The organism is Sphingopyxis sp. (genome assembly GCF_035250425.1).
Classification (GTDB): Bacteria; Pseudomonadota; Alphaproteobacteria; order Sphingomonadales; family Sphingomonadaceae; genus Sphingopyxis.
Genome location: NZ_DATFFD010000171.1, coordinates 1 through 5,238, shown reverse-complemented (window position 1 = coordinate 5,238; position 5,238 = coordinate 1). Strand labels below are relative to the sequence as shown.

6 protein-coding genes are annotated in these 5,238 nt (G+C 66.0%); 2 read left to right on the top strand and 4 right to left on the bottom strand.

Annotated elements, in window-relative coordinates:
* Positions 1-64 precede the first annotated feature (64 nt).
* Positions 65-934 (top strand): phenylalanine 4-monooxygenase, encoded by an 870-nt coding sequence (gene phhA, locus VJ811_RS10355; RefSeq protein ID WP_324072192.1) that lies wholly within the window; start codon positions 65-67, stop codon positions 932-934.
* 36 nt (positions 935-970) lie between these two features.
* Here the strand turns inward: phhA and VJ811_RS10350 are convergent, their stop codons facing one another.
* From VJ811_RS10350 to VJ811_RS10335, 4 genes are all read right to left on the bottom strand, one after another.
* Positions 971-1,942 carry a 50S ribosomal protein L11 methyltransferase gene (locus VJ811_RS10350; RefSeq protein WP_324072191.1) on the bottom strand — a complete coding sequence of 324 codons (972 nt, stop codon included), beginning with the start codon at positions 1,940-1,942 and terminating at the stop codon, positions 971-973.
* A gap of 4 nt (positions 1,943-1,946) precedes the next feature.
* Positions 1,947-2,639, bottom strand: a complete 693-nt coding sequence (locus VJ811_RS10345) for an SDR family oxidoreductase (protein ID WP_324072190.1) — start codon at positions 2,637-2,639, stop codon at positions 1,947-1,949.
* A 55-nt stretch (positions 2,640-2,694) separates the two neighbouring features.
* Entirely contained in the window at positions 2,695-4,047 is a 1,353-nt protein-coding gene (locus tag VJ811_RS10340; protein WP_414711937.1) for a methyl-accepting chemotaxis protein, read from the bottom strand.
* Positions 4,048-4,154: 107 nt separating this feature from the next.
* The gene (locus VJ811_RS10335) at positions 4,155-4,622 is read right to left on the bottom strand and encodes an Lrp/AsnC family transcriptional regulator (protein ID WP_324072188.1); all 468 of its coding nucleotides are present in this window, start codon (positions 4,620-4,622) and stop codon (positions 4,155-4,157) included.
* A 158-nt stretch (positions 4,623-4,780) separates the two neighbouring features.
* Here VJ811_RS10335 and VJ811_RS10330 point away from each other — a divergent pair.
* The coding region (locus VJ811_RS10330; RefSeq protein ID WP_414711936.1) for an alanine dehydrogenase at positions 4,781-5,238 on the top strand (458 nt) is incomplete at its 3' end.

The window sequence follows — 5,238 nt, the reverse complement described above, 5'->3', positions numbered from 1 at the left end:
GTCGGTGGTGGAGATCGGCGAATAAAGTTTCACTTGAAACCATTTTGATGATAGAAGCGGTCCCATGGAAAGCCAGTTTACCCACGTCCATGACACGCCGCCGCCGGGCGCCGCGGCCGACTGGACGATTTTGCAGGATTGGGACGCCTTCACCGCCGACGAACATGCGATGTGGGACCGTCTCTTCGCGCGCCAGTCGGAGATGCTGCCCGGCCGTGCCTCGGACGCTTTCCTGCGCGGTATCGACGTGCTGCGCCTCGAAAAGCCCGGCATTCCCGATTATCGCGAGCTCAACGCACGGCTGATGGCGGCGACGGGGTGGCAGGTCGTCGCGGTGCCGGGGCTCGTTCCCGACGACGTCTTTTTCGACCATCTCGCGAACCGCCGCTTTCCCGCGGGCAATTTCATCCGTACGCCCGAACAACTCGACTATCTTCAGGAACCCGACGTCTTCCACGACGTCTTCGGCCATGTCCCGATGCTCGCCGACCCGGTGTTCGCCGACTATATGGTCGCATATGGTGAGGGCGGGCTGCGCAGCCTGAAGTTCGACGCGCTGAAACAGCTCGCGCGCCTATACTGGTACACCGTCGAATTCGGCCTGATCCGCGAGGCGGGCGGGCTGCGCATCTATGGCGCGGGCATCGTCTCTTCCTTTGCCGAAAGCGTCTTTGCGCTCGATTCGGACAGCCCGAACCGCATCGGCTTCGATCTCGCGCGCGTAATGCGCACCGATTACCGGATCGACGATTTCCAGCAGAATTATTTCGTCATCGACAGCCTCGACCAGCTGCTCGACACGACGGTGAACACCGATTTCGCGCCGCTCTATACCGCCAACGCCGCGCTGCCGCCGATTCCGATCGCCGATATTCTCCCCGGCGATACGGTGATCACGCGCGGTACACAGGACTATGCAGAGGCGAAAGCCTGACCTCCCTCCCGCTTGCCGGGAGGGCTGCCAATAAGTTCACCAGCTGCCAAAGCTCGCATCCGACGGGCTCGCGCGGTGGAACGCGCGTTCCTTGCGGCGCCAGCCATAGCGGCGGCGCTTGACCAGAAGCAGGCACGGCCATTCGGCGCTGCCGCCGCGCGCGGCGAGGCGAAAGCCCTGCGCGCGGTAGGCGGCGAGCACCGGCTCCATCTGCCGCGCGATGAGGCCGGCAAGGATCGCATGGCCGCCCGGCGCGGTCGCCGCGGCGATATCGGGCGCCAGCGTAATCAGCGGTCCGGCGAGGATGTTCGCGATAACCAGATCATAAGGCGCACGGTGTTTGATCGACGGGTGATTGGTCCCCGGTGCGACGGCGAGCGCCAGCCGCCCGCCACCGCGTCCGAGCGGCACTTTGTTGATCTCCGCATTGTCGCGCGTCACGAAAATGCTCGCGGGGTCGATGTCCGACGCGATCGTCTTGGCGCGCGGCCACAGCGCCATCGCGGCGAAGGCGAGCAGGCCCGTGCCGGTGCCGATGTCGGCGATATTGCGCGGGCTCGCGCCGTGCCGTGCGAGCCGGTCGAGCATCGACAGGCAGCCCGCGGTGGTGTCGTGCCCGCCGGTGCCGAACGCCTGGCTCGCGTCGATCAGGAACGGGGTGCTGCCCGCGGGCACGCGGTCGGCATAGCTGCTCGTATGGACGAAGAAGCGCCCCGCTTGCACGGGCTCCAGCCCCTGCTGGCTCAGCGTCACCCAATCCTCTTCGGGCAATTCCGCGACGACGGGTTTCCTGCCCTTCGCGCTCGGGATCAGCGCCTGCAATATCCTGAGCAGCGCGGGCGTCGGCTTGGTGTCGACATAGGCGTCGAGCTGCCATTCGCCCGCATCCTCGTCGATCTCGCGCGTCACCACGACCGGCGCCTCGGGCGAGGCGTCGAGTTCGGCGATTTCGCCCGACAGCGCTTCGGCCTCGTCGCGCGTGCAGGGGAGGGAGACGATCCAGCTCATGGCCTTAGCGGACGTAGCTCGCGCCGTTGACGTCGAGCACCGCGCCGGTCATCGCCGCGGGCGCATCGAGCGCACACCAGCGCGCCATTTCGCCGACCTCGTCCGGCATCGCGACGCGGCCCAGCGGAATGTCGGCGAGCAATTTCTCGCCGCCGCGGCTCGCCAGATAGTCTTCGGCCATGCCCGTCATCGTGAAACCGGGGCAGATCGCAAAGGCCAGGATGCCGTCCTTGGCATAGGCGCGTGCGATCGTCTTGGTCATCGCGACCATGCCCGATTTCGACGCCGCATAATGCCAGTGCGCGGGGCTGTCGCCGCGATAGGCCGCGCGGCTCGCGATATTGACGATGCGGCCGGGAACGCCGCGTTCGTGCCAGTGCAGCACCGCATGGCGGCAGAGCTGCGCGCTCGCGGTCAGATTGATCTGCATCGTGCGGTTCCAGTTCGCGAGCCAGTCGGCGTTGGGGTCGCCCAGCGGGTTGCCCTCGAATATCCCGGCATTGTTGATCAGCACGTCGATGCGGCCATCGAGCCGGTCGAGGCTCGCCTGCCACAGCCGGTCGGGCACGCTGGGATCGGACAGGTCGCCGTCGGCGCTCGACAACGCGACGATCTTGGTCGCATCGGTGGCGAGGGCATCGGCGATCGCGGCGCCGATGCCGCGGCTCGCGCCGGTGATCAGGATATGCGTACTCATACCCCCGCCTTAGGCAGCGGGGCGGGGCTTGCCAAGCGGGGGAAGCGGCTGTGTTTTACGCCACGCGGCGGCTGAATTCGCTCGCGGCCTGTTCCAGCTGCTGCAACCGCCCGCCCATCTTGGCGAATTCCTGGCTCAGCACGCTGATCTCGCTCGCGACCATGCCCGAATCGTTGCGGATGCTCGCGATCGTCGACGACATGCTGTCGGCGGCAAGCGCGGTTTCGTCGACCGCCGCGGTGATCGAGGTGACCGTCTGCGCCTGCGCGTCCATGGCGTCGCGAATGCGCTGTGCCGAGGTCTGCACCTCGACGATCGTCGCCTGGATCGACTCGTTCGCGCTCACCGATCCGCGCGTCGCGTGCTGGATCGCGGTGATCTTGCCCGCGATTTCGTCGGTCGCGCGCGCGGTTTCGTTGGCGAGGCTCTTCACCTCCTGCGCGACGACGGCAAAGCCGCGGCCCGATTCGCCCGCGCGCGCCGCCTCGATCGTGGCGTTGAGGGCAAGGAGGTTGGTCTGGCCCGCGATCTCGCGGATCAGGCCCAAAATGGATTCGATCGATTCGGCATGGTGCGACAGCGTCGCCGACATCGCGACCGCTTCGCCCGCCTGCTCCGACGCGCGCGTCGCGACGCTGGCCGAGGCTTCGACCTCGCTGCGCGCATCCTCGATCGCGCGGATCAGTCCCGCGGCGGTCGAGGCGGCTTCGCGCATCGCCATCGCCGATTGTTCGGACGCGGCGGCGACTTCGCTCGTCTTCGCGATCATGCCCTTCGCCGCCTGGTCGGCCGAGGCCGCCTGTTTGGCGAGCTGTTCGCGTACCCCGTCGGTGTCCTGCACCAGCGACGCGATCGAGCGGTCGAAATCGCCTGCAAGGGCTTGCCGCTCGCTCGAAAAGACCGCGCGGTCGAGCTTGGTCGCATAGCGCTGCATGATGTCGAATTCGAGCAGCGCGAGGCGATTTACCGCGTTGATCAGCCGCACCAGCCGCTCGGCGTCGCCAAGGCAGGCCTCGACGACATATTCGATCGTCAGCCGCTGGCTTTCGGCGATGCACGACATCACCGAAGCAAGCGGCAGCTTCACGCGCCGCGCCATATGGGCGTTCTGGCACGCGATCGTCGCGACCTCCTGGCCCGCGGCGTCGGCATATTTGGCCACGGTGTGGCGCGCGCTGCCGCGAATATAGCTGTCGTAAAGCTCGCCCTCGACCTTGCGATCGACGCTGGGCAGCTTGTTGAACGCGTCCCAATAGGCGCGCCCGATCGCCTCCTCGCGACCGGCGATGATTTGGTGGATTTCGGCTGCGCAGGCGGCGAGCCGGCCGTCCACGTCGTAATAGGGAAAGCGATCGGCCATCGGCACCGGATCGATCTGCTGTTTATGAATCGGATTTTCCTTCACCATGATCTTGGCATCCCTGATCGATCCCCGTAAGGCGCGCGGGTCTGCTGCCCGCATGCGTCCCATGAAACTGGTGAACGGGATATGCGGTAAAATTAGTAAATTCGCCGTTAACCCGCAATTGGCACCGGATAGCCCACGAACGCCTTGATCGTGCGCAGCGCAAAGGCGCTGTGCATCGCCGCGACCCCGGGCAGGCGCGACAGGCAGTGACGGTGCAGCCGGTCGAAATCGGCGACGTTGCGCGCCGCGACGCGCAGCCGGTAATCCGACGCGCCCGAGAGCAATTGGCATTCGAGGATCTCGTCGAAGCTCTTCACCGCGCTTTCGAACGCGGTCAGGGCTTCCTCGCTCTGTGACGTCAGGCTGATGTCGACGAACACGTCGAGCCCCAGTCCGATGCTCTCGGGGTTCAGCCGCGCGGTATAGCCGGTGATGATCCCCGCGGCCTCCAACGCGCGGATGCGCCGGTGGCACGCCGAGGCGGAGAGACCGACCACCTCGCCCAGTTCGGCGGCGGGGCGCGGGCCGCCGCGTTGCAGCATGTCGAGCAGCTTCGCGTCGATCCGGTCAATCATCGTGCGTCCTTGCTCCATTTCACGCCAAAATCGTGCAAGTATGTCGCGAATCCGCAAAGGATATGCAAGCACCTCGCGATCCATTTCTGCTAAAAGCGCCGACAAGTTTTCGGCGGCGATAGTCGATCGCCGATGACATCCATATTCGGAGAGCGACCATGATCATCGGCACCCCCAAGGAAATCAAGAATCACGAATATCGCGTCGGCCTGACCCCCGAGAGCGCGCGCGAGCTCGTTGTCCACGGCCACCGCGTGCTGGTGCAGACCGGCGCGGGCGAGGGGATCGGCGCGCACGACCGCTTCTATGTCGAGGCGGGCGCCGAGATCGTCCAGACCGCGGAGGAAATCTTCGCGCAGTGCGACATGGTCGTGAAGGTCAAGGAACCGCAGCCCGTCGAGCGCGCGATGCTCCGCGAAGGCCAGATCCTCTATACCTATCTTCATCTCGCGCCCGATCCCGACCAGACGCGCGACCTGATGAAATCGGGCGCGGTGTGCATCGCCTATGAAACCGTCACCAGCCCGCACGGCGGCCTGCCGCTGCTCAAACCGATGAGCCAGGTCGCGGGCCGCATGTCGATCCAGGCCGGCGCGACCGCGCTCGAAAAGGCGCA